Source organism: Kitasatospora sp. NPDC007106 (assembly GCF_040634455.1).
Taxonomy (GTDB): domain Bacteria; phylum Actinomycetota; class Actinomycetes; order Streptomycetales; family Streptomycetaceae; genus Kitasatospora; species Kitasatospora arboriphila.
The window spans coordinates 1-1,702 of record NZ_JBEYFP010001099.1; the positions used below are offsets into that span (position 1 = coordinate 1).

Genomic DNA, 1,702 nt, shown 5'->3' on the forward strand with positions numbered 1-1,702 from the left:
GCGTCCAGGTCTGGGCGGGGGTTGCGTCGCAGGCGGTCCGGCTGTCGACCGGGGTGCCGTCGGCGGTCCGGCCGCCGGTGACGGCGAGGCAGGTGCGGCCCGCTCCGGCGGTCACCGGCCCGGTGGGGCCGGTGGGGCCGGCCGGGGCGGCGGGCCAGGGGATCTGCGGCGAGCGGTAGTAGCGGATGCCGAGCAGTTCCCAGCGGGGGCCGTGGGTGGCGATCCGGCGGGCGAAGTCGGTGAAGTCGTGGGCGGCGGCGGGCGACCAGCCGAGCTCGGCGAGGGCGGGCAGCCGGGGGTGGCTGAGGTGGTCGAGGTCCTGCGGGGTGGCGGCCGTCTCCGTCCACAGCGGGGCTTCGACGCCGCGGACGGCGGAGGCGGGCGCGCCCTGGAGGTAGCCGTCCGGGTCCCAGTCGTAGGCGGTGCGGACCTCCAGGCCGGAGGGGGTGGCCCAGCGCTGTCCGAGGACGGTGTCGGCGGTGTACTTCTGGTCGAGGTAGGCGAACCGGGCCGGGGCCATGATCAGGCCGGTGCCGGCGGCGGCCGCCGCGGCGAGGTCGGGGTCGTCGCCGGTGGTGTCCCAGTCCTCGACGAGGGTGGACGGCTGCAGGGTCGCGCCGGTGATCTGGTTCCAGGTGGCGGCGGTCTTGCCGTGCCGGGCGACGTCCTGCTGCACCCAGGTCATGAAGTCGGCGTACTGGGCGGGATCGGTGGTGTGCGCCTCGTCGCCGCCGATGGCGAGGTAGGGGCCGGGGGTGAGGTCGGCGAGCTGGCCGACGACGTCGTCGACGAACTCCTCGGCGGCCGCCCGCCCTGCCGGTGTGCTCAGGCAGAGCGAGCTGAAGCCGACGTCGGTGCCGGTGTAGGGCGGCGGGGCCTGGCCGTCGCAGTTCAGCTCCGGGGTGGCGGCGAGGGCCGCGTTGATGTGGCCGGGCAGGTCGACCTCGGGGACGACGGTGATGTTCTGCGCGGCGGCGTACGCGACGATCGCCCGGTAGTCGTCCTGGGTGTAGTAGCCGCCGGGGCCGCCGCCGACCTGGGTGGAGCCGCCGATCGAGGTCAGTTCGGGCCGGCCGGCCACGGCGATCCGCCAGCCCTGGTCGTCCGTCAGGTGCAGGTGCAGGTGGTTGATCTTGTAACGGGCGAGTCCGTCGATGTGGCGCTCGACCTGGGCGACGGTGAAGAAGTGCCGGGCCACGTCCAGCATCGCGCCGCGGTACGGGTAGCGGGGGTGGTCCACGATGTGCCCGCCGGGGACGGTCCACGGGCCGGGCTGCACGGTGGCCGACTCGATCGGTGCGGGCAGCAGCTGGCGCAGCGTCTGCACCCCGTTGAACAGGCCCTGCGGCTGTGCGGCCCGGATCACCACGCCGGTGGCGGTGACGTCCAGCTGGTAGCCCTCGGGGCCGACCGACGGGTCCGCGCCCGTCAGCAGCAGGGCGATCCCGTCGGCGGGCGCGGCCGCCGACGCGGCCGTCCGGACGGCGAGCGGATAGCCGGTGGCCGGGCGCAGCAGCTCCGCCAGCCCGGTGCCGATCCGTGCGGCCTCGGCGGAGCCGGCCTCGGTGGTGATCGCCGTCTGTGCGGTGAGCGGGTAGCCGCCGGCCGGGTCCGGCTGCACCAGGACGGGCCGGGGCACGAGGCCGCTGCCCATCGTGGCCGCGGCCGGGGCCTGCGCGGCCCGTGGGCCGGTCGGTGCGGG

At 76.1% G+C, this 1,702-nt stretch carries 1 protein-coding gene; it reads right to left on the reverse strand.

Going from position 1 to position 1,702, the window contains the following annotated elements; translation table 11 throughout:
- The coding region (locus ABZ641_RS36145; RefSeq protein WP_359988714.1) for a beta-N-acetylhexosaminidase at positions 1–1,639 on the reverse strand (1,639 nt) is incomplete at its 3' end.
- Positions 1,640–1,702 lie beyond the last annotated feature (63 nt).